This window comes from Exiguobacterium sp. UBA3491 (assembly GCF_002377745.1).
GTDB lineage: Bacteria > Bacillota > Bacilli > Exiguobacteriales > Exiguobacteriaceae > Exiguobacterium_A.
In genome coordinates, this window is the sequence record NZ_DFQK01000024.1 from 1 (window position 1) to 20772 (window position 20772).

A 20772-nucleotide genomic window follows, 5' to 3' on the forward strand; every position below is an offset into this window, starting at 1 on the left:
AAACTGAGTTATGTCCCAGCCTCGTTTTACATATTTTATTCGTCCGTTGCTAATTTTTCTGCGAGGACCTCGTTGAGCTTTTTCTTGAACATCGGAGCAAAACTTTCCGCATACGTATTCGTCATATGGCTGTTATCGCGATAGATGACGACATTGCCGATAACGGGACGGTACTCGCCTTTGACGTGGAAGTAACGCGTCAAATCCAGCTTGTGGAGCGACTGGTTCGTTTTTTCGAATTGTTTCCAATACCCTTCATCCGTTTGATTCGGTTGTGTGTTCATCTGTTTCGTCGTATCAGCGATGCTTGTCGTCTCCAGTGCCTCGAGTACGTTAAAATCGTATCGTGGATTGTCTCGAAGCGCCAATCCATCAATACCATACTCGTCCTTGACGAACTGCATCTGGTCGACCATTTGTTGATGGATGCTGTCTTATGAAGCATCCGCTGCCGTCACGTGCGAGATGATCAAATCGACGTCAGCATCCTTCAAATAGTTCAAGACGTTCTGGTTCCAGATCCCTTTTAAGGAATTCGGTTCATAGCCGGTCGAAAAACGTGTTCCTGACCGCGTCAGATTGAGTAAACGGATGTCCGTTCCTTTGATTGCTTCATGTAATGCACCGAACCATTGCTCCGAGTGTGAGCTTCCGACGAGTGCGATCGTCGCTTTATAATCCTTCGTTTTCCCGTATACACCGACTTTCGCTTCCGTCTTTTGCAGCCCTTGGTTGCTACCATCCGTATGGACGAGCGGTAAGTCATTGAAGACGTTCGCATATGACGGGAATGGGTCTTGCTTCGGTACAGACAGTGCCTGTTCAATCGCTAAGGCACCCGGATATTTATTCTTACTGACGGCTTGTTTCAGCTCTTGCTCTTCCAGATAAGCGAGTCCGAGTAAGGATCCAATCAACAAAACGTTGATCGTCAACAGCGCACCTAGCTTCTTGAACGCTGTCCGATTGACAGTCGAAGTGCGAATCGGTTTTTCAATCCATTCCGTCATCAGATACGATAAGCCGATCGACGAGACGATGATCAATGTGCCGACGAGCAGACCAGGTGTTTCTTGGACGTTGTAGCGATAGAACTCAAGCAGTACCCAGTGCCAGAGATAAATCCCGAAGGCAATCCCCCCAAGTTTGACCATTGGTTTAGATCCTAGGAACCGTTTTAATCCGAACCGTGTCTCTTGCGTCCCTGATAACACGATCATCAAGGCGCATGTCATTGGCCAGAGTGCGATGTAGCCAGGGAACATTTGCGAGACATTGAACAGAACACCAGTCGTTAGCAAACCAAGCAGACCGATCCAACCGATGATCGTCGCTACCCACTTCGAGATACGAATCGCGGATAAGTTCACGCATAACAAGCTGCCTAAGGCGAATTCCCAGACCCGTGTCGGCGTAATGAAATACGCCCATGGCTGATTGACTTCAGTCAGATAGATCGAGTACGCAAGTGACGTGACGAACAAGAATCCAAGCAGGCCATTGAGGACGGCTTTAATTGACCGAATCTGATATTTGTTCATCATCCATAAGATGAACGAAAACAAGACGAACCAAATCATATAAAATTGCCACTGGATCGATAACGCCCAAAAATGTTCGACGGGTGACTTCATTTGCGTCACGTCCAAGTAATCAGTACTTGAGACGGCGAGTTGCCAGTTTTGATAAAAGAACATCGAGGCGACGACTTCACGAATCGTTTTACCGAGAATCGATGCTGGTAATAAAAACGTACTTAATACCAAGACGACTCCTAGGATGAATAAAACCGATGGCAACAGTCGTTTCAGCAACTTTGTCACATACGGAAGGAACTTGAACTCTCCTGTCCGGTTGATCGTCGAGATGATTGATGTCGTGATTAAAAAACCCGAGATGACGAAGAAGACATCGACACCACCTGAGACACGATTGAACCAAATGTGATACATTGCGACGAGTAAGGCAGCTACCGTGCGTAGCCCTTCGATTTCTGGACGAAACCGGCTTTCAATATCAATCCGTTTCTGACCAGATACTTTCCATTCTTGCATGCTTCTATGTGCCTCCATCTACTTCTACACCTACGAAACCTGATGATTGCAGCGCATTTCTTGTACAGTTCGATATGTACTCACCATTTCGAGAAAACGTTTCCATTCACTATGATAGAACATATTTCAAAAAATACAATGCCAATGAACTATATTGCCGTAAGAAACTTGGAAAATATGTAAAAGAAGTGCATCGGGTGCAAATTACATTAGAAATCGATGCAAGTAGTCGTCAAAAATCCGTCGCATGACTTTCGGTGTGTTCTCGATATAGATCCGCATCTGTTCGACGTTTGCTTCGACAGCACCCTCGTTCTTCTCTTCTGTCGGAAAATCGGAGATGCCTTTGATGATGATACATTCGACAGCATTTTTCTGACAGATGTACGCGACAGCCCCCGCCTCCGTATCGGCAATCGTCAGACCGTTATCTCGCAGTTCGATATAGTCTCGCCACATGACGACAGCGCGATCAGCCGTTCCGATCGTTCCGAGATGAAAGTCGTTGCCATATTTTGAGACGTCGAGATTGACGATGAATGACGGTTTAATGAGTGGTTCAATCTCTTTGACCGTACAATCATATTGAACAGCGCAATCTGGCACGATGATATCAAGTACGTCGTACCTCGGGTCAATCCCGGCACATGTTCCGGCAATGATGACCTTCGTCAAGGGAAAACGGAGGATCATATATTGGTTCGCACCGATGCCATTTACTTTTCGAACGCCTGTGCTGTAAAACAGAAGTGTCTTCCCGTTCATCTCACGCGTGAAGTATTCACCATACGGATAAGTGATTCTTTCCTCAGGCGAGACATGAAAATACGCAATCGTCGCGTCAAACTCCCATGTGGTGGCGATGCTGATTCCAATCATCCTTCCTTACTCCTTTCGAGCATCCGCTAAAGACCGCTCTTTTTTTCATCTAATCGAATTGATGATGTGTACGATAAGTTATATTCCTTGTGTTTAAAAGAAAATTCCCTTAAATTAGTACCTAGTACTAAAACCAAGTATAACATCTTTTTACAGGAGGAACCATTTATGACTGCATATCATGCTCGAGTAACAGCAATCGGCTCTTACGTTCCAAATCAAATCATGACGAACCATGATTTAGAGAAACTAGTAGAAACAAATGATGAATGGATAGTGCAACGAACAGGCATCAAAGAACGAAGAATCGCGGGTCAGACTGAATCGACAAGTGATCTTGCCTATCAAGCAGCCATGAATTTAAAACAGCGTTACAATACAGAATTTCAAGATGTTGATATGATCATCATCTGTACGATGACACCCGATTTTAAGACACCAAGTACTGCATCATTGGTACAAGCAAAACTCGGTATCAATCATGCGGGTGTAATTGATTTGAACGCCGCATGTGCAGGATTTACATACGGATTACACCTGGCGAACGGGTTAATTTCATCTGGTCTTCATAAAAAAATTCTCGTCATCGGAGCAGAAACACTCTCTAACATCACTGACTATGCCGATCGAAACACATGCATTTTATTTGGAGATGGTAGTGGAGCGGTTCTTGTGGAACGCGATGAAGTCCAGTCTGACTTTATTTCATTCTACTTGAACTCGGAAGGGGAAAAAGGAGCCAGTCTCTATTGTTCGAACTTGTCAAATCACTTGTTCGAAGATCCTATCATTCCCACTAATAAACTCATCCAAAATGGACGCGAAGTTTACAAGTGGGCGGTCAGCACGGTTCCTCGTGGAATGAAACAAGTAGTGGATCAGGCATCAATGACTTTGGATCAAATCGATTGGTTCATTCCGCACAGTGCAAACCTACGCATGATTCAATCGATTTGCGAAAAAAGCAATGTTCCTTTTGATAAAGCGCTTTACAGTCTCATCCATTTCGGAAATACCTCTGCTGCCTCCATTCCCTTATCTTTAGATATAGGTGTTACCGAAGGGAAAATCAAAACGGGTGACTTGCTTCTATTATATGGATTCGGTGGCGGTTTGACACAAGCTGGATTACTAATGAAATGGAGTCTGTGATTCATACAAGGAGGAAGTACAGATGCATCGTACTTCCTCCTTGTTTTTAATTCTGATGACGGACAAGCGTGGTAATATCCAGCCATTCATAGGCTTCATCTTTAACCGTGACATTCCCAAAACGACTCTGACGATGATCTATGTATTTACCTCCGAGTCGTTTGTAAAATGCTCGTCCCGACTCGTTCTTTTTCATCACCCAAACCAGCATCGAGAAGACATCTGCTTTCAGGAAATGAGCAGCGATAGTCGCCATCAATTTTTTGCCGATCCCTAAACCGTGCGCTTCAGGTAATATATAGAGGGCAGATAACTCTCCTATCCGTACTCCATCATCAGCATGAATCTGAGCTGCTGCGAATCCCACTGTGATTCCCTGTTCGTTCAATACCACATATAGGAACGTATCTTGTGAGGAATCGTTCAAAAACTGTGTCCATTTTTGTTCAGCTCGTTGAACCGAGAGTTGTGTCAAATATACATCAGGTACTAAACCGGCGTATGTCGTCCTCCACGTATCAACGTAAATTTTTGCTATTACCTTCATGTCTTTGGACGTGGCTAAACGTATATTCAAGAATTTCATCCCCCTAGCATCGGTAGCTCATAGTACTACCATTATTTTCTCATTCACCTATCTTAGTCCCAAACCCGCACACGCTCAATGTCTGCTGTTCTCAAATAATCGAGTAGCTGTCCTGTATGCACTGCTTCATGATAAGCAATTCGTAACAGCATATCACCAAGCGAACGGACATAACCTGATTCGGAACGATCAATCTGGACCGTCGCTAAATCTGATTCCGGTAGTCGCCCGACATATGTCATGAATTCCTCCCGATAGACCTCCGCAAAGTCTAGCTCCTCTTGCACGGATACGAAGTCACGCCCTTCAAACGGAGACTCATACGACGATAGACTGCCTCCATTTTGTAAGGCTAAGTAATAATAATACTCGCTATCTAACACATGACGAATCATTTCCAAACACGTCATGGCGTTCTCATCCGGTTTCCAGTTCAGCTTATCTTCAGGAATCGAGCACCAGACTTTGATGCTTCTTCTTCTCACTTCATTTAAATTCCATACCATCCAATCTTTTGCGTTCATGATGTATCCTTCCTTTCGATGACGAATAAGCGTTCTCCTATCTCTATTTTGACAAAGCGATTTGAAAGTCCTTTTAAAAATAAAAACAGGAAGCCTCCGCAGATGTTTCCTGTTGTCGTCAATCGCTCACTTATTTTCTTCCTCAGACAATGCATCAATCTCTTTTTGTCTTAAAATTTCCGCAATCTGATGGTGGTCATTATCAAGTGCTGCACCACGCGCTGTCCGCCCGTCTTCATTTCGATGCAATGGATCGGCTCCATAAGAGAGCAATAACCGGACGACGCGTTCATAGCCGTAAGCACTCGCTAATGCGAGGACTGCCGTATCTCCATCCGCGACGTTTTCCGCCTCGATGTCGGCTCCCGCCTTTAGAAGCACTTTGACCGCTTTCGGATGATTATTTCCGACTGCGAGATACAGCGGCGTGAATCCATCTAATCCGACAGCATCGACTTCTGCTCCTGCTTCCAGTAACAGCTGGACTTTTTTCGATTTACCTTCTTGCGCCGCATAATGGAGCGGTGTCACACCTTCCCCGTCATCGGTCCGTTGATGTAACAACTCGACATTCTGTGCTAATTTCCGTAAGACTTTTTTATTGCCGGACCGTCCCGCTACTAAATGAAGCGCTGAGAATCCGTGTTCATCTAAATCAAGATGAGCACCTCGCTTGATCAAAAGTAACGCAATGTCGGTCTTTTGATCATACAACGCGATATGCAACGGTGACATCCCGTCTTGATTCGGAAGGTTAACATCCGCCCCGTGATCGAGCAACAATTCGACGATCCGTAGGTACCCTTCCTGAATCGCCCAATGAAGCGCCGCAAATCCTTCTTCATCCAGTTCATTCAGATCGTCACCACGTTCGATGCAGCGCATTACTTGTTTTCGTTTGCCCAAAAAAGCAGCATCTTGGATGGATCGTTTCGTCATGTCCATTCGCCCCTTACCTGTTCCGTCGTTGTCTTTCTTATTTTACATCAAGGACATCGAGAAATGAGCAAAAACGCCTTTGAATATCCAATGTCTATTGTAGCAAGCTCGGTACGTCACTCCCTACTTATATTTATTTTAGGGGGATCGTTAGAATAACAAGAAAAATAATTATGATCAGAACATATATAAACATAGTCAAATAGCGTGAAAATGAATATGTTTAATTTAAAATGATCTATTTCGCTATAGGAGTTCGACGAATGCGCGACTATATATACCTATCTCAAAAAACTCGCCGTGCCGATGGAGATTGTCCATTTGATTGGACGGATCAATACAAAGAACTCTATAAGTTTGTCCCCGTCGAAGGTAGACGATGGAAGAACGTTGATAACGAGATTAGTGAGACGTTCCCGGCTGGCACTCGTCGGACGCACTTCATTCCCGCCCAGCATTCGAAACTTCGGAAGCGATGCAGGCGTTATGTGACAGCCTACGTGAGCTTCGTCAACAAGAGGACATCGATCCGTCCATCCAGACGAGCCTGTTCATCCTCGATTTCCTATCCGTTCAACGACGGGAATGGTCGGAGTGCAAGGTGGATGAAGCAGTAAATCGAATTGGATCGCGGTATTGTTGAAAATAGTGGATTCGTCATATCGTAGTATACTTCACTCGATAACTTTGTATTGAAGAAAACCCACATTATGACGCACATGTGGGCTTTCTTTCTATTGCTTACTCAGTATTAGAACAATTGAATCTTACATTATTGATTTGATGTGTTTTTTTTGAGTGACTTTTTAGAAAAAATAACTTCAGTTATTAGGAAAATGAAAGCAATTGCCCCAAACTTTATTCCATATTCGACCCATGTATCAGTCGACTTCGGTATTCCTTCAAAAAACATTAGAAAAATAAGAAAAAATATTGCTGCAAAAACACTTTCTAAAATTTGTTTTTTCATCTTTCTGTTTCACCTCTCAATTCCTCATACTTTATTTTACTTTTATAAAAGTAAACCATTTCATTTCACTATATTCATATAATTACATTTATTTTCCACTAATTCAACTTTAAAAAACGTTTACATGAAAATATTGCGAGGAGCCAATTACGTTCTATGCAAGCAAATTATGGATTGCCCATCTGACTTTTGGTAATTCTTTAAAGCAATCCACGTTAACATATGTAGCACCTCTCTTCTTGTTTCTTCTACGTTTCGACTAGAAAGATGGGTTTCATGAATTACAAAAAACCACCCTGAAGTTTTTCAGAGTGGTTCACCTTTTTAGATGTCTAATGATTTAATGAAAGCTTTAAGCTCATCTTTCATCTCTGCATCTTTCAACGCATATTCGATCGTCGTCTTGACGAAACCGAGTTTCTCTCCGACGTCATAACGGTTACCCTCGAAATCATACGCATAGACTTGGCTATCCGCATTCAATCGCTCAATCGCATCCGTTAATTGAATCTCACCGCCTGCCCCTTCTCCTTGATTCGCTAGATAATCAAAGATATCCGGTGTCAGCACGTAACGTCCCATGATCGCGAGGTTCGATGGTGCTGTGCCCGGAGCCGGTTTTTCGACGAATTTCTTCACGTCATACAGTCGTCCGTTTTGTGAAACAGGATCGATGATGCCGTAACGATGCGTATCTTCGGGACGGACTTCTTGTACACCGATGACTGATTTTTCCGTCTGCTCGTAGACGTCCATCAATTGTTTGATTGCGGGATCATCCGACTCGACGATATCGTCCCCGAGTAAGACTGCGAACGGTTCGTTCCCGATGAATTGTTTTGCCGTCAAAATGGCGTGACCGAGACCTTTTTGTTCTTTTTGGCGGACATAGAAGATGTTCGCGAGGTTCGTCGAGAATTGAACCTTCTCGAGTAATTCCGTCTTCCCAGAGTTCTCGAGCGTGATCTCGAGTTCTTTTTGGTTATCGAAATGATCTTCGATGGCCCGTTTGTGTTTACCTGTGACGATGATGATATCTTCGATGCCGGCTTTTGCCGCTTCTTCGACGATATACTGGATCGTCGGTTTATCGAGAATCGGTAACATCTCTTTTGGCATTGCTTTTGTCGCAGGCAAGAAACGTGTCCCGAGTCCTGCTGCTGGGATAATGGCTTTCGTGATTTTCATCATAACGTTCATCCTCTTCATCGTTCAAGTAGTAGGTTTAGTTGCTTAATTCTTCTAGTAATCGTCCGTAGTTCTTTACAGCCGTCTCGAGGTACAGCGATGGCTTCGTCTCGACGCGCGCAAATGGTCGTTCGACGAGTTGCACCATCGCGGCAGCAAAAGCTTCCATGTCGTTCGCTGGAACGAGGTAGCCGTTCTCGCCGTGGGCGATGATTTCGCGTGGTCCGTATTTGACGTCATAAGAAATGACCGGACAGCCGACATTGATACTTTCCATGACCGTCAGTCCAAATCCTTCAAATTCGCTCGTCAACAGTGAGGCTTTCGATTCCCGGAACACTTCTGCCGGATTCGACGTGAAGCCGTGGATTTCAATATCGTCCTGTAAGCCGAGTTCCTCGATCAAACTCTCCATCATCGCCAGTTGCCCTTGTTCGTCCATGCCGTAGAGCACAAGCTTCGTCGCGTGACCGGATTGTTTGAAGATCGCATAACTCTTGATCAAATGATCCATCTGTTTTTGCAAACCGAATCGACCGATGAAACAAAATTGATCCTTGACCTGTTCGCGTCGTTGCGTTTGTTCTGGGACGATGAAGTGCGGAATGATGGAAATCTTCTCTTCCGGGATGTTATACCGCTCCAGGATGTCTTCTTTTTGGTGATTCGTCAGACTGATGAAACGTGTCACTTTATCGGATTCCGAGAACATCGTCGTATATGATCCTTTGACGGTCGAACCATCCAAGTGTGAGTTGTGGATGACCATGATTCGTTTGACATCTGCTTTGATGTTGAGAATCGAGCGGTCCAGTAAACGCGCATCGACGAACAAGACATCACCGTCTTTAAACAATCGATTGAAGTAATACTCAAATAAGTCCTTCTCTTTTTTGAACGCTTTGTACATTCTGCCGTTGCGGTATAACTGAATCAAGATGAGCTTCGGGCGCGCCATTTCATTGTAGAACTTCTTACAATAGACATTGCCTTCCGAATCATATAGCTCTTCCATCATCTTTCCATGATGGACCGGCGAATAGATCGTCTTCCGGTGCAATTGACCGTAGACGTTATATTCCCAGCGCTCGACTTTTTTACGGGAAGCGTTCGTCATGAAATCCTCGAATTCGACGACTTGCGTTTCAGGGTAAAATTTACGGTAGAGGACATACTCATCTTCCTCATCATAATAACGAACGGCGTCACTGTTTTTTTTCTCGACGCTTTTCAATCCTTCGATTTCGCGCTCCGTTTCTTTGATGATCGGTTTGTTACGAAAACGAGTCGTTGGAATACTTAACAATTTGTAATCTGATAGCCAATCGTAGATATTTTCAAATTGTACTTTCGGACCGACCTTCTCTTCTGTTCGGAACAATTCGTAGACTTCCATGTAGTTGGCATTGTAGTTCGTCGTAACGATTGTTGAACCCGCGCCAAGTTCTTGTTCCATGAGCGCGATTCGACTCAATAACGACTTCGTTCTACCACCGTGTTTTGGTGGTAATGTCGATGTTACCGTATACAGCATCTGTCATTACTCCCCTTCACCCTTCAAGATTGATCCCTGTTTTTTTCTGTGAGTTCAACCTCTATATATAGCCGACTTTGCTTTTTCATAAACCTCTTGCAATACTAGTCGCATTTACCAATACAGTTTCTACTTATCTCCTTTTTTACGAACAAAGTCAATCGGTTTTGCATAATATCCAATCATTGTCATGGTTCTGCAACCAATGATCTGTCGAAGATACGGTAACGTCTGTCTTTTCCCAATATCCTTCAGCCAGTAGACTATACTGCATTGGTTTCCAATCAATCTACATCTTTGCAGAAATCGGAAGATATTGTATGGTAAGTGATGTTGTTTAAGAACGACTGAATCAGAGTATGAAAGGAAGCCATGCACCAATGAAAATCACTTGTCGTGATCATACGTTTTTGATCGAGAATCTTCCGCACCAAAGCCTACAGTTATCGATCAATGAACAACTGATACCACTCCAAAAAATAGAGACAGCCTTTGTGCTATCGATTGATACATTGCTCGATATCTTCAAAAAAAAGAATCATCCTGTTAAATTCGTCGATGAATCCGGAACACCGATCTCGTTCAAACATCTTTCGGAGCCACTAGTCATCGCACCGAATAGTTACATCAAACAAGGGAAACATTCCTATTTCATTTTCATCGACCAAGACGATGAGCTCAGTCTGATCTATAACAAAAAACCGTCCATCATGAATTTTTATGATCAAGACGTCCTATTTGAGGGCATCACTCGTCAAGACGACGTCCTTCTATTGAAGTTTTCGTTTCACTCGAAGTATTTCGAAGTGGAACAGCCGAGTTGTTTCATTAAATTCAGACATCTGGAACAAAAAATCGCCCTGCCGATTAATCGCTTCAGCGTCACACCAGTTGATGCTCGTCGCTTCAAGACAGAGGTCGAAGCCGTGATCGAACCAGAACTTGTCAATCAATTGCTTGGTGACCAGTATGACTACGAAACCCTTAATGTAAACATCTACGACCTATTGTTCGGATTTTCGATTCGTGAGATGCCGATTTCTGGTTTTACACCTCGGATTCGCCACTTTAAAAATCACCCAGAACTCTTGAACGATGAGCACTGGTTGCCGTTTAATGAGCAATACGATGTGCTGGTCCGCCCCTATTCAACCGTGTCGGAACGTCTTGCGATGCGTCTAATCCCGGTGCCGGTCGAGACTGTCGAGTATTACGCAGACCCTCACCCGTTACTTGGACTGGATCCAAATAAGAAGACGATTATCTGTTTTGAATATCCGGATAAAGCACAAGATAATGGGATGATTTTCTTCAAGTACCTTGTTGACCAGCACCGGAAACATTTCAACATCTACTACATCATCAGTCGGTCGAGTCCGGATTTTAAAATTCTTGCCGGATATGAGAATCATATCGTGTTCTATAAATCTCCGGAGAATATCGAGGTCGTTCAGGCTGCGGACGTTTTATGTCATACGCATTCATCGAGTTATGCCTTACCGTTTGCTACCTATCATATGGAAGCACTGATTCAAACGAAACAAAAGCTGTTCTTGCAACACGGTGTCATCGGGTCAAAAGATGTCAGTCATCTTTATGGAAAAAAGATGCCGCATCCATTTACCGACTTATTCGTAGTATCCTCGGAGCGGGAGAAACAGCTCATCGCCCGCGATTACGGTTTTCATCCTGACGAAATCATCGTGACAGGTCTTGCCCGATTCGATCAATTGATCACGGAACGATCACGTTGGCTCAAGCGATATAAGAATCGGAAAAAGCTCTTGATCATGCCGACGTGGCGACCGAAACTTGATACGTATCCAGACGAACAGTTCATGGTAAGTGACTATTATCAAGAGTTTCAAGCCTTGATCACGGACGAACGGTTGAAAGGCTTAGTGATGGACAACAAGGTTGAAGTCTCGTTCTACCTTCATCGCAATTTCCAAAAATTCAGCTACTTGTTCCACTCGGACTTCGTCGATGTCATCAGTCAGGATGCGTTCACAGTCAAGGAGCTACTTGAAAATCATCATGTGTTGATTACCGATTATTCGAGTGTCGGTCTCGATTTTTCCTTGATGCACAAAAAGGTCATCTACTACCGCCCACCTGTCTTAGTTGGCGAAGATAACGCCGGCGAATCGACGGATTTGTTACCAGGAGACGTCATCGAAACAAGAGACGCCTTGATGGAATCACTACGCGAATCGAAAATGCCTAAAAAGTTCAAACGTCATCTCAGTCACATCTATGCGTTTGACGATACAAAGGCGAGTAAGCGGATTTTCGAAGCGATGCAACATCATTTTCAGCTATAACAAATGGGTCTGACTCAAAAAAATGGCGCGTCTTTTCACGCCCTTTCCTCAGGCGAGACACAAGCCAGTTTTCCTGCTTCATTCAAGCAGGAAAGCGGGTCTTGTTTGTCTCTGACAGCGCATAATGCGTTTTTTCCTGTAGGAGTGGCGTGTGACGCGTCATTTTTACGAGAAAAGGGTGGCAGATCATCATTCTGCCACCCTTTTCTTTGTAGAGACCAACTTTTGAGTCAGCTCTTTTTTTCATCGACGAAATTCCAATGAGACCCCGTCGGCAATCTGGGAGGACTGTTTTAACAACTCCCGCTTGACTGGATCAATCCAGTAATACTGAATCCGCTCACCAAACGTAACGTGAACGCAAAGCGTCTCTACGTGTTCGCCTGATTCGGTCGTCAATCGATCGTGCCGCAAGGGTCGCACCTGAATCGGTACCGCAAGTCCTGAAACGGCACTAAAGCCACTAAACGAAAACGTCGAATCAACGGTTCGTGGTAATGCTCGCAATAACAATTCGATTGAAAACAGATCAACACTTTCGGTATGAATCGGTAGGACAGACTGCTCATTGCCTCGCGTAATTACGACTGCATCCGCTCGATACAACGCATGCACGGTTTGGACGCCATCTTGGTACTCGACGAATTCGAGTGGCGTATAGTCTTCTGCATCAATCGTCAGGCTGATCGTTCGATTGCCGATTTTTTCTGACACCAATTCTTGCTCCCGTACCAGGATGGATTGATGTGATGTTTTTTCTAACCGAATCGTTTCGTAGGTCTGTCCGATCTGAACCGTTTCTCCTTTTTCTATCCAGTAGACCTGTTTTTCGTCTTGTCCCTCGATGAGGGGATAGGTCGTCCTTTTCCATTTCATATCTTGTTCTCCCTTTTTAAGAATCCGATGGAAGACAGCTAAGGAGTGTGTGGTTTCGTTCCATGCACACTTGACCGATCCCCTCGATTAATTGATGAAAAACGGATGACCGACACGCGGCACGAGGACACCAATCGTATTCGTCTTACCGCGTGAGAGGTTGATCGCATTTCCGTTCGGACTATATTCCAGTCGCTCCATCACGTCTAAGATGATCCGTCGCTTTTTTTGATACATGCTTATGACCGTTTAAGACACGGGATACCGTCGACTTCGAGACGCCCGCTTGTTTAGCGATGTCCGAGATGTTCGCTATGCTGTTCCTCCTTCGTTTGTTCCCATCGTTCTAAGTCGTTTAATGCCTTCGCTACACCGTCCTCATCATGATCACTGGTGAGATATGTCGCTCTGCTTTTGACAGACGCTTTAGCGTTTCCCATGGCAATCGATGTTCCCGCCACTTCGAACATCGGTAGATCGTTTTGATTGTCACCGATCGCAATGATGTCCTCAGTTGTCATCCCGTACGCTCTCGCGATGTCTTTAAGGGCAATCCCTTTTGTCACGCCGTTTGCCATGACTTCTAAGTTATAGGCACCTGAACGTGTCACGGAACAGATCTTCAGCTGAAGGAGTTGTTGCTCGAGGTGTTCGAGTCGCCATCTGTCAGGTGAGACGAACATGAATTTGATGACATCCAGTTGATCGATTGCGATTTCGTCAACTTCCTCAACACCGTATTGCGTTAATTGAACCTGAATCGCTTCTTGAAACGCACGATCTCCGCCTTGAAGAGCAGCAAGCGAAAACTGCGGTAACAGGATGTTGTCTTGAAGATAAATATGTATGAATACGTTTGTAGATCGTACGATCTCCCAAATCGTTCGACTGCTAGAACGGTTCAAAAAACACCGTCTACCTTGTCCTACCTCGACCTCTGCCCCATTCGCACCAATGACCGGACAATCCAGTCCGTGTTGCGCTAGAATCCGTCGCGCATCAAAGGCAGCTCGCCCGGTGACGATGATGACGACATCTCCTCGTTCCTGCCGTTTCTTGATGGCTGCCTGATTGGCATCCGAAATCCCGTGTTCCTTATTCAATAACGTTCCATCTAAATCAATCGCAAAGCATCGCATTGCGTTTCCTCCTTTTCGTGTCCTCTTGATGCTACAGGCTGAAACGCGTCCCAGTGCAACAAAAAATCTTGAATGAAAAGTTCATTCAAGATTTTTGTTTTTACTCTTTGCTTCAAATAGAGACGTGATGCGCTGTCCGTTGTTTTTGAACATACTCCATCAAGATCGGTCGTTCCGGTGGATTGAGGTTTTCTGGTAGCTGATCCATAGCGAAAAAGCGTAATTCCGTGACTTCTGACGGATCACGAACGATTTCTCCCGTATAGGTAGTGCACAGAAATGCCGTGATCACATTATAGACTTCATCCCCATGCGGATACTTATAGTAAAAAGCATCACCCGAATAGACGTTCAATAATTCGAGATGCTCCGCTTCAAGACCGGTCTCTTCCCTTAATTCTCGTTTTGCTGTTTCTACGAGCGTCTCCCCGATCTCAAGCGCTCCACCAGCGAGTCCCCAGCAACCATTATCTTGCCGAAGTTGTAATAAGACTTCTTGTTTATCGTTGACGACGATGACACACGCCCCTGCCATGACGAGTGGTCGTGTGCCGACGAGTTTGCGTAATTCTGTGATATATCCCATGTCATTCAGTCCTTTTCCATTTAAATCACTCTCGTTCGGACGCGCATCCGTTTGAGCCCCGTCAATAGAAGACATAACAAGATGATGCCCGAAACGAACAGTACGAACATATGAATCGTAAAGAGAGAACGGAAATCGATTACGGCAACATTCTGCTGCACCTCAATCCAACTACTTAGTATGATTCCACTGATTGCAAATAAGATGAGTACGCTGACCTGTCGACGTGTCAGCGAGACATACGTCAAAACGCGCATGCCTTCACGGATCACGAATGGTAGGAGAACGAGGAGTGCTGCGACCGGTAAGATGACCGGGTCACCGCCTTGCTGAATCGGCATCGAGCGGGTCAAATAGCCAAACAGAAAAAAGAAACCACATACGAACAACAATAATCCGAACGCGATACTCGCATTCACCGCTTTGTTCATCTTACTTCCCTCACTTTTTAGAATAATGAATTATGAAGAAACGGTACTTTGATGCCATACGCCCGCTGCGCCAAGCCGGACCCGATGTCTGCCGTCGAGTTCCATCTCGATCGGACTGACCTTCGCCGTCTTCGGTGAGAACAACCATGTGCGTCCTTCTGGGACGAGCAAGATATGCGTTCCATCCGCGACCGGTCCAAGGAAGTTAAGTGACGCACCGTTGAGTGGACGTTCCCGTCGCTCGAGAACACCGATCTCCGCTAACTGTTCACCCACTTCAAGCACGTCTTTCACCGTCAGACTCATCTCACCGATTCCGAGAATGTCGGATACATCAAACGTCAGTTCCGCTTTAGAGGGATTGATTTGATGCCGTGCAATCAGCTCCAAGACATTTTCATCTGGATCATAAAAATAGCAGGAATGCGAGTCCGTGAAATCAAAATAAATCTCGTCCTGTCCATCTTTGATCAAAAGTGGTGTCCGTTCTACGAGCCACGCTTTTCCTTGTTGAAAGACGTTTTCCGGAATGTTGAACGCCATATGGTATTGCGTATCAACATCGTTAGTCTGTCGATATGTCAGCTGATCAATACCGATTTGCATCGTAAACGACTCGTTCGTTTCCGAGACGAGCGGAAATCCGATCTGGTTTATGTAAAAAGCCTTCATCGCCGGTAGATGGCGTGTCACAAGAATGGTTTTTGAAATGTTCAAGCTGATGACCTTCCTTCATTTGCAGTAAAATTTATCAAAAAGCGATATGCTTTATTTTACCACTAATGGTAAAATCATGACGAATGTAAAGTCTGATTTTTCAGATATATTTATACCTGAGAGGATGTTTTGATGAAATTATTAATCGCCCAACCGAAACGCGAGACCGGGCTCGAGCAATTCGAACGTGAAATCACCGCTTATCCTGAAATCGATCTGATTGTCTACCCGGAAGGCTATTGTACGGTCGCAGAACTCGAACGCGTGCAACATCTTGCCAAGCAGTTCGAATCAGCAATCGTCCTCGGTTACAAAGATGAAGCGAATCTCGATCGCGCTGTCATCATCGATGCGACCGGGACGATTCTGCTTGATCGCGCCAAAACACCAGAAGCTGGACCGCTTTATACACCATCAACAGCAAACGACGGGTTATTTCGCTATGGATACGTCCTCTGCCGCGAAATCTTCTTAGGAAACGACGGACTACGCGAGGAATCCGGACTTGATCTCATCTTCAACCCGATTGGCGTCGGCATGTTCAGCGAGGAACAGTACGTTGAGTGGTCCGGTGAAGCGCGCATCATCAGTCAGGCGCAACAAGCGCTCATGATCGGAACGAGTCATGCCGATGGTTCGTACCGCAACTGTGGTTTTTCGATTCCGATTGCCTTCATCTATGACGAGACGGGTGAGCCGTTGCTGTTGTCTCATAACGATACGCGGACACGTCTGTTTGATACGGTCACGCGCCACGTCGAAGTCGTCGGGACACCATCTTTATCGTAAACGAACACACGCTTCTTCTGACCGGAAGAAGCGCGACATTCCTTCAGGAGGTGCTCATATGTTTCAAACTGGTCCTGCGTCATTCTTTTGGAAACGATACTTCTATGTCTTCTTTCCTTTATTCATCTTCGGCGTCAGTCACGAATCGTACTTGATCGATAATCCGTTAGCTAACCTTGAAGACATCGGTGAGTTCGTCTTCTTCTTTTGCCTTTATCTGTTTAACTTTGCCGTCCTTGCCGCTCTTTTAACGAATCTGTGGTGGTTCTTCCTTCCGATAAAACCCGCTCATTCCGAAACCGATTTCTGATAGGAAACGAGTGTCGCCCGTTCATTGAGCGGTTGACTGACACCGGTCAATCGGTAACCCATCTTTTCATAGAAATAACAATTGCGTGTCTCTTCGCGAATCGCGTTCGCAGTTCCCGAGTCGCAGCAGTCGGTGGACCTTCATAGAATACGAATTCTGCTTCCGTGCGTTGTTCAATCGATCGTGCGAAGACCTGGTCTTGTTTCCATCTGTTTCGGACACGCTCCTCGCGTTGTTGTACGGTTTCTGCTTAGTTTTGTGACGTCATCTCTTGTTCGCTCCTATAATCGGTAACTGAGAGAATACAAAAAAAAGTCCGCCCCTTTGACAGGGACGGACTTCACCGCGATACCACCCATATTCCGTCGAGAATACTCGTTCTCGACAGCACTTAGTTGCACACTATCATGTGCATTCCATGTAACGGTGGACACCCGGTCACACTTACTGAATGGTTCAGCGTGACTTCTCAGAGAGGATCTTCATGATTGATCTGGCTTCCGGTTCTCAGCAATCCCGGTTTTCTGTAAGGCAGAGCGACAATCATTACTTTTTCTCGTCAACGAAATGATATGCTCTTGTTGTGGAGAATCTTACCATATGCCTTAAACACTGCACAATAACTTTTTACATTTTCTTGCAAAGGAGTTTTTTGAATGTTACATACTTTCCCAACGCTAAAAACGGATCGTCTCGTCTTACGCGAAGTGTTACCCGAAGATGCTACGAGCGTCCTCGCTTATTTATCAGACGAACACGTCGTCAAACAGATGGGACTCGCCGCCTTTCAATCAGAAGCAGACGCGCTTGAAGAGATTGACTGGTACGCCTCGATTCGTCGTGAGGGTACGGGCATCCGGTTTGGGATCACGTTACATGAAGACGATGTCATCATCGGTAGTTGCGGTTTCTTGAATCAATCCGAACGCCATCAGCGGGCTGAAATCGGGTTTGAGTTGAACCCTGCCTATCAGGGACAAGGCATCGCGAAGGAAGCAGCGCTTGCGGTCATCGAGTATGGTTTTGAGGATCTCTCTTTAAATCGTATTGAAGCACTTGTCCTACCAGCAAACACCGCTTCGCAACGATTGCTTGAACGGCTTGGATTCCAGCGTGAAGGGTTGCTTCGTCAATATGAGAAAACACGTGGTCAGTTCGATGATTTGTATATGTACTCGATCTTGCGGAGTGATTGGTCGCTCAAAGAAGCTAATTTGTTAAATATCAAAAGTCGTTTAGATGGATGAATCAGTCTAAACGCTTTTGTATCGTTTCATCGATAAGATCGTGCTTTTACAAATTCAATGATCGGCAACAGTGTGAGTCCGATCGCGAATAAGATGATCAATAGCAGATTCGCTGATTCATGTAAAAAGTAATCGAGACAGATGAATCCAAAAATCAGGACAATCAGAATTTTGTAGCTAACGAGCCCGCTCTCCATCGTAATCTTTTCTCCAAGTTCGTCATCAGGTACCGGACGCTCGTCCTCCGTCGTCCGCGCCCACGTAAAATACGAGAAGAACATGATCAACAGAATCGCTAATTGAACAATCGAGAAGAACGTTACGTTGTTTTCGATGAACATACTAATGATGGTAAGACTCGCCACTATCACGAGCGTTACTAAAAATAAAACCGTTTTTTTCTTAGACATCCCATTCCTCCTGTTCTGAAATGAACAGATGATCGACTTGTGTCTGCAAGACTTTGGCGATATTAAACGCTAATTGTAAAGTCGGATCATACTTGTTGTTTTCAATCGCATTAATCGTCTGCCGACTGACTTGACAACGATCAGCCAATTCTTGTTGCGATAATTTTGCCGTTAGACGTCGTTCCTTGATGTGGTTTCTCACGTTCATCCCTCCACGACGTGTCAAATTCTTTTTACATATTTACTGTAATGAACTTCCATCATTATGTCAAAAACTTTTGACAAAAAAATCATTAAAAAGAAACGCTCTCATAACCAGAACGTGTCGTATATGATGGCTCAACCTCGTGGTGGAAATGGATCATGTCCGTAGGAATCTTTTTCCCGAATCTGCCCTTCTTTGTTATGAATGACGAGCTCTGTCTTCTGACTTTTCGCAATGCGACGCCCTTCTGCGATCGCTTCTTTCTGTGTAGCGAATCGTTTGGTTGCTCGAGTCGCACCGGCAGCTTTCACTTGATAGCCACCTTTTGGATGCGGCGTGACATGTTGCTCTCGTTTCATCACGTGACCTCCATTTCCTTAATCTATTTCATCTTAATGACACTATTTTATAGTGCGGTTGCCTCTTCACTTGAATTTTCTACTAGCCTCTCGGGGGATGCAGTATACTAAAAGAAACGTTTGTTGCCTCGAAAGGAGTTGATATCGTGAATCATTTCGTCTGGCAAGTCCGGTTTTTACGCTTTATCGTCTTCGGTATCATCTTCAGTCTGTTCGGTTTAGCTGGTCTTGGCATCCCATTTGTCTGTCATGGTATCACGAAAAACTTGTTACTCGAGCGACCTGGCTACAGTGTTCTATTGACCGCATACCTTATCTTCATCCCGACTCTTATGATTTTATTTCATGCGCTCCGCATCCTTCGATACATGTCGATGACTCCTCCAGCTCTTCCGCTCATCACGGCTTCCATTCAATCGATGAAATTGTCTTTTTATATCGTCGCCATTTTAACGGCATGTCTTTTTCCCGTCTTTTTCTATATCGGTCAGATTGACGACGCACCTGGTGTGATTATCATCGGTATAGGTTTAGTTCTTGCTCCATTGACAATCGGAACACTACTTTCCTGTATTCAGCAATTATTATTACACTATGTGTTGCCGATGAAATCCTAACGTGAACGACCGAAAAACAAGTGCTCATGATTATTTTTTTATTCTAACTGTTGCCTGTTCTATCTAACACTTTATTTAATCCCGCTCTTAAGAGTGGGATTTTTTAGTTCGTGTCACATTGATGGCTGTCCTGATGTCCCTGCTTTAACAGGATTTTTGATTGACAACGTAGACATGTCATCAGACGAAAGCTCGCTTTTTTTGTACTGACTGCGTGTCTTCGTAATTCATTTTCATATACATGTCTTGCTTTGATTCGATGATCGACTTCACTTTCCATCTCGATCCCTCTTCCCTCAATTTGTATTTTTTTATCTACTATTTGCCCTGAATCATTCTTGATAAATCCTTTTTTTAGAAGAAATAGTTTGTCTTCCAGCGGTGGCATAAAAAAAATCGTTAAAAGGTCCTGTTTAATATGTATTTTACCGACCGATAAATGAATTATAGATAGAAAATATGAGTTGAGAGGACTAGTTACACGTGAAGAACACAACCAAGAACCATTCCATCCGAACACGCCTTTTAGTAATGATTAGTTTGATTTTGATTGCCTTTTTTGTTTTTAGTAGTCTGGCCTTATACTTCAATACGAAGCAAACTGCGGTTTCAACGCTTAAAGCGACCGCTGAAAAGGATGCTTTACGTATCAGCAAGACATTCGACACGGCGGCTTACAGCGAATTTCTACAATCGCCTATCGCGTCTGAGCAATATGAAACGTTACGAAATGAACTTGATACATTACGTAAGCAAAACGGACTCCTGTATGCATACACAGCACACATCGACCAAAATAAGGTCCGTTTGCTGATTGACGGTCTCCCAAAGAAAGATGCGGCTAAAATTGATGCGCCAGCAAGCGGTGCAAAAGTCGCGGATATGCAAGATGTTTTAAAAGGCGACGGACATCATTAATGATCCTGAGAATGGACA

The 20772-nt window shown here is 44.5% G+C and carries 26 protein-coding genes and 1 other annotated feature; of the genes, 7 read left to right on the top strand and 19 right to left on the bottom strand.

The annotated features are described in order from the left end of the window. Nucleotides 1-35: 35 nt before the first annotated feature. The 3 genes from B4F99_RS08930 to B4F99_RS08940 form a co-directional block, all read right to left on the bottom strand. Nucleotides 36-404: a hypothetical protein gene (locus B4F99_RS08930; RefSeq protein ID WP_290757024.1), complete on the bottom strand. Its 369-nt coding sequence runs from the start codon at nt 402-404 to the stop codon at nt 36-38. Nucleotides 405-434: 30 nt separating this feature from the next. Further along, nucleotides 435-2054, bottom strand: coding sequence for an acyltransferase family protein (locus B4F99_RS08935; RefSeq protein WP_290757027.1), 1620 nt, complete (start codon nt 2052-2054; stop codon nt 435-437). Nucleotides 2055-2258: 204 nt separating this feature from the next. After that, a complete protein-coding gene (locus B4F99_RS08940) occupies nt 2259-2933 on the bottom strand; it encodes a permease (protein ID WP_290757030.1) in 675 nt (224 codons plus the stop codon). A 168-nt stretch (nt 2934-3101) separates the two neighbouring features. Here B4F99_RS08940 and B4F99_RS08945 point away from each other — a divergent pair, with 168 nt between their 5' ends. Beyond that, nucleotides 3102-4085: a ketoacyl-ACP synthase III gene (locus tag B4F99_RS08945; protein ID WP_214855889.1), complete on the top strand. Its 984-nt coding sequence runs from the start codon at nt 3102-3104 to the stop codon at nt 4083-4085. A gap of 46 nt (nt 4086-4131) precedes the next feature. On the opposite strand, the gene B4F99_RS08950 is transcribed toward B4F99_RS08945, so the two are convergent. The 6 genes from B4F99_RS08950 to B4F99_RS08975 all read right to left on the bottom strand — a co-directional run bounded on the left by B4F99_RS08950 (nt 4132) and on the right by B4F99_RS08975 (nt 9826). Next, nucleotides 4132-4662: a GNAT family N-acetyltransferase gene (locus tag B4F99_RS08950; protein ID WP_214855886.1), complete on the bottom strand. Its 531-nt coding sequence runs from the start codon at nt 4660-4662 to the stop codon at nt 4132-4134. A gap of 62 nt (nt 4663-4724) precedes the next feature. Further along, a complete protein-coding gene (locus B4F99_RS08955; RefSeq protein WP_290757038.1) occupies nt 4725-5195 on the bottom strand; it encodes a DinB family protein in 471 nt (156 codons plus the stop codon). Nucleotides 5196-5321: 126 nt separating this feature from the next. Continuing rightward, nucleotides 5322-6134: an ankyrin repeat domain-containing protein gene (locus tag B4F99_RS08960; protein ID WP_290757041.1), complete on the bottom strand. Its 813-nt coding sequence runs from the start codon at nt 6132-6134 to the stop codon at nt 5322-5324. A gap of 772 nt (nt 6135-6906) precedes the next feature. Then, on the bottom strand, nt 6907-7104 hold the full coding sequence (locus B4F99_RS08965) for a hypothetical protein (RefSeq protein WP_290757044.1): 198 nt from the start codon (nt 7102-7104) through the stop codon (nt 6907-6909). 324 nt (nt 7105-7428) lie between these two features. Continuing rightward, a complete protein-coding gene (gene galU, locus B4F99_RS08970; RefSeq protein ID WP_290757047.1) occupies nt 7429-8295 on the bottom strand; it encodes a UTP--glucose-1-phosphate uridylyltransferase GalU in 867 nt (288 codons plus the stop codon). 34 nt (nt 8296-8329) lie between these two features. After that, complete coding sequence (locus B4F99_RS08975; RefSeq protein WP_290757050.1) at nt 8330-9826, bottom strand: glycosyltransferase; 1497 nt, start codon at nt 9824-9826, stop codon at nt 8330-8332. Nucleotides 9827-10206: 380 nt separating this feature from the next. Between B4F99_RS08975 and B4F99_RS08980 the strand changes: the two genes are divergently transcribed. Next, the gene (locus B4F99_RS08980) at nt 10207-12150 is read left to right on the top strand and encodes a CDP-glycerol glycerophosphotransferase family protein (RefSeq protein WP_290757053.1); all 1944 of its coding nucleotides are present in this window, start codon (nt 10207-10209) and stop codon (nt 12148-12150) included. A 243-nt stretch (nt 12151-12393) separates the two neighbouring features. Here B4F99_RS08980 and B4F99_RS08985 read toward each other — a convergent pair whose 3' ends face one another. From B4F99_RS08985 to B4F99_RS09015, 7 genes are all read right to left on the bottom strand, one after another. After that, nucleotides 12394-13026 (bottom strand): hypothetical protein, encoded by a 633-nt coding sequence (locus B4F99_RS08985; protein WP_290757056.1) that lies wholly within the window; start codon nt 13024-13026, stop codon nt 12394-12396. 87 nt (nt 13027-13113) lie between these two features. After that, complete coding sequence (locus B4F99_RS15505; RefSeq protein ID WP_251137928.1) at nt 13114-13263, bottom strand: hypothetical protein; 150 nt, start codon at nt 13261-13263, stop codon at nt 13114-13116. Beyond that, nucleotides 13208-13342, bottom strand: a complete 135-nt coding sequence (locus tag B4F99_RS15475) for a LacI family DNA-binding transcriptional regulator (RefSeq protein WP_414651133.1) — start codon at nt 13340-13342, stop codon at nt 13208-13210. Before B4F99_RS15475 ends, B4F99_RS15505 begins: the two co-directional genes overlap by 56 nt. Then, entirely contained in the window at nt 13317-14165 is an 849-nt protein-coding gene (locus B4F99_RS09000; RefSeq protein ID WP_290757060.1) for a Cof-type HAD-IIB family hydrolase, read from the bottom strand. The genes B4F99_RS15475 and B4F99_RS09000 overlap by 26 nt, the downstream gene beginning before the upstream one ends. A 112-nt stretch (nt 14166-14277) precedes the next feature. Continuing rightward, nucleotides 14278-14751: an NUDIX hydrolase gene (locus tag B4F99_RS09005; RefSeq protein ID WP_290757063.1), complete on the bottom strand. Its 474-nt coding sequence runs from the start codon at nt 14749-14751 to the stop codon at nt 14278-14280. A gap of 20 nt (nt 14752-14771) precedes the next feature. Further along, nucleotides 14772-15182, bottom strand: coding sequence for a hypothetical protein (locus tag B4F99_RS09010; RefSeq protein ID WP_290757065.1), 411 nt, complete (start codon nt 15180-15182; stop codon nt 14772-14774). Nucleotides 15183-15212: 30 nt separating this feature from the next. Then, complete coding sequence (locus B4F99_RS09015) at nt 15213-15899, bottom strand: glyoxalase (RefSeq protein WP_290757068.1); 687 nt, start codon at nt 15897-15899, stop codon at nt 15213-15215. A 132-nt stretch (nt 15900-16031) separates the two neighbouring features. Between B4F99_RS09015 and B4F99_RS09020 the strand changes: the two genes are divergently transcribed. The 3 genes from B4F99_RS09020 (at nt 16032) to B4F99_RS09030 (ending at nt 18245) form a co-directional block, all read left to right on the top strand. Continuing rightward, nucleotides 16032-16688, top strand: a complete 657-nt coding sequence (locus tag B4F99_RS09020) for a hypothetical protein (protein WP_290757071.1) — start codon at nt 16032-16034, stop codon at nt 16686-16688. A gap of 58 nt (nt 16689-16746) precedes the next feature. Then, nucleotides 16747-16998: a hypothetical protein gene (locus B4F99_RS09025; RefSeq protein WP_214855841.1), complete on the top strand. Its 252-nt coding sequence runs from the start codon at nt 16747-16749 to the stop codon at nt 16996-16998. A 326-nt stretch (nt 16999-17324) separates the two neighbouring features. Then, nucleotides 17325-17570 (bottom strand) — a binding site (T-box leader). Between the two features lie 84 nt (nt 17571-17654). Beyond that, nucleotides 17655-18245, top strand: coding sequence for a GNAT family N-acetyltransferase (locus B4F99_RS09030; protein WP_290757076.1), 591 nt, complete (start codon nt 17655-17657; stop codon nt 18243-18245). Nucleotides 18246-18271: 26 nt separating this feature from the next. On the opposite strand, the gene B4F99_RS09035 is transcribed toward B4F99_RS09030, so the two are convergent. The 3 genes from B4F99_RS09035 to B4F99_RS09045 all read right to left on the bottom strand — a co-directional run bounded on the left by B4F99_RS09035 (nt 18272) and on the right by B4F99_RS09045 (nt 19219). Beyond that, nucleotides 18272-18655, bottom strand: a complete 384-nt coding sequence (locus B4F99_RS09035; RefSeq protein WP_214855835.1) for a hypothetical protein — start codon at nt 18653-18655, stop codon at nt 18272-18274. Continuing rightward, nucleotides 18648-18857: a helix-turn-helix transcriptional regulator gene (locus tag B4F99_RS09040; protein ID WP_290757080.1), complete on the bottom strand. Its 210-nt coding sequence runs from the start codon at nt 18855-18857 to the stop codon at nt 18648-18650. Before B4F99_RS09040 ends, B4F99_RS09035 begins: the two co-directional genes overlap by 8 nt. 137 nt (nt 18858-18994) lie before the next feature. Beyond that, the gene (locus B4F99_RS09045; RefSeq protein WP_029341445.1) at nt 18995-19219 is read right to left on the bottom strand and encodes a DUF2188 domain-containing protein; all 225 of its coding nucleotides are present in this window, start codon (nt 19217-19219) and stop codon (nt 18995-18997) included. Nucleotides 19220-19365: 146 nt separating this feature from the next. On the opposite strand from B4F99_RS09045, the gene B4F99_RS09050 reads away from it, so the two are divergent. Both B4F99_RS09050 and B4F99_RS09055 read left to right on the top strand, forming a co-directional pair. Beyond that, the gene (locus tag B4F99_RS09050) at nt 19366-19836 is read left to right on the top strand and encodes a DUF2975 domain-containing protein (protein WP_290757086.1); all 471 of its coding nucleotides are present in this window, start codon (nt 19366-19368) and stop codon (nt 19834-19836) included. A gap of 483 nt (nt 19837-20319) precedes the next feature. Continuing rightward, nucleotides 20320-20754, top strand: coding sequence for a hypothetical protein (locus tag B4F99_RS09055; protein WP_290757089.1), 435 nt, complete (start codon nt 20320-20322; stop codon nt 20752-20754). The last annotated feature ends 18 nt before the right edge of the window (nt 20755-20772 follow it).

Coding starts and splice junctions, on each gene's coding strand:
- B4F99_RS15505 (WP_251137928.1), bottom strand. CDS start 13,263: ATGTATCAAAAAAAGCGACGGATCATCTTAGACGTGATGGAGCGACTG.
- B4F99_RS09045 (WP_029341445.1), bottom strand. CDS start 19,219: ATGAAACGAGAGCAACATGTCACGCCGCATCCAAAAGGTGGCTATCAA.
- B4F99_RS09010 (WP_290757065.1), bottom strand. CDS start 15,182: ATGAACAAAGCGGTGAATGCGAGTATCGCGTTCGGATTATTGTTGTTC.
- B4F99_RS08935 (WP_290757027.1), bottom strand. CDS start 2,054: ATGCAAGAATGGAAAGTATCTGGTCAGAAACGGATTGATATTGAAAGC.
- galU (WP_290757047.1), bottom strand. CDS start 8,295: ATGATGAAAATCACGAAAGCCATTATCCCAGCAGCAGGACTCGGGACA.
- B4F99_RS08960 (WP_290757041.1), bottom strand. CDS start 6,134: ATGACGAAACGATCCATCCAAGATGCTGCTTTTTTGGGCAAACGAAAA.
- B4F99_RS08980 (WP_290757053.1), top strand. CDS start 10,207: ATGAAAATCACTTGTCGTGATCATACGTTTTTGATCGAGAATCTTCCG.
- B4F99_RS09035 (WP_214855835.1), bottom strand. CDS start 18,655: ATGTCTAAGAAAAAAACGGTTTTATTTTTAGTAACGCTCGTGATAGTG.
- B4F99_RS09030 (WP_290757076.1), top strand. CDS start 17,655: ATGTTACATACTTTCCCAACGCTAAAAACGGATCGTCTCGTCTTACGC.
- B4F99_RS08955 (WP_290757038.1), bottom strand. CDS start 5,195: ATGAACGCAAAAGATTGGATGGTATGGAATTTAAATGAAGTGAGAAGA.
- B4F99_RS08985 (WP_290757056.1), bottom strand. CDS start 13,026: ATGAAATGGAAAAGGACGACCTATCCCCTCATCGAGGGACAAGACGAA.
- B4F99_RS08965 (WP_290757044.1), bottom strand. CDS start 7,104: ATGAAAAAACAAATTTTAGAAAGTGTTTTTGCAGCAATATTTTTTCTT.
- B4F99_RS09025 (WP_214855841.1), top strand. CDS start 16,747: ATGTTTCAAACTGGTCCTGCGTCATTCTTTTGGAAACGATACTTCTAT.
- B4F99_RS08945 (WP_214855889.1), top strand. CDS start 3,102: ATGACTGCATATCATGCTCGAGTAACAGCAATCGGCTCTTACGTTCCA.
- B4F99_RS08940 (WP_290757030.1), bottom strand. CDS start 2,933: ATGATTGGAATCAGCATCGCCACCACATGGGAGTTTGACGCGACGATT.
- B4F99_RS08930 (WP_290757024.1), bottom strand. CDS start 404: ATGCAGTTCGTCAAGGACGAGTATGGTATTGATGGATTGGCGCTTCGA.
- B4F99_RS08975 (WP_290757050.1), bottom strand. CDS start 9,826: ATGCTGTATACGGTAACATCGACATTACCACCAAAACACGGTGGTAGA.
- B4F99_RS09005 (WP_290757063.1), bottom strand. CDS start 14,751: ATGGGATATATCACAGAATTACGCAAACTCGTCGGCACACGACCACTC.
- B4F99_RS09000 (WP_290757060.1), bottom strand. CDS start 14,165: ATGCGATGCTTTGCGATTGATTTAGATGGAACGTTATTGAATAAGGAA.
- B4F99_RS09020 (WP_290757071.1), top strand. CDS start 16,032: ATGAAATTATTAATCGCCCAACCGAAACGCGAGACCGGGCTCGAGCAA.